General features: G+C 67.5%; 1 protein-coding gene. It reads left to right on the top strand.

The window, feature by feature from the left end; all coding sequences use genetic code 11:
• On the top strand, positions 1 to 234 hold a 234-nt coding region (locus tag AC0CH3_RS18000), incomplete at both ends, for a carboxymuconolactone decarboxylase family protein (RefSeq protein WP_465238149.1).

Here is a 234-nt window from a genome sequence, read left to right as displayed (position 1 = left end):
ATCTGGAACAGGCCGGGACTTGATCGCCGCAGCCGCAGCATCCTCAACCTCGGCATGAGTTCCGCGCTCAACCGCGGGCACGAGTTCAAGGCGCACATCCGTGGCGCGCTCGCGAACGGCGTGACGCGCGAGGACCTTCGCGAGATCCTGCTGCAGATCGCGGTCTATGTCGGCGTCCCCGCCGGGGTCGACCGCTTTCGCCTGGCCCGCGAAGTGTTTGCGGAGATCGACGGG

Source organism: Sphingomonas sp. AC449 (genome assembly GCF_979253475.1).
This window is presented reverse-complemented; position numbering and strand designations above follow the sequence as displayed.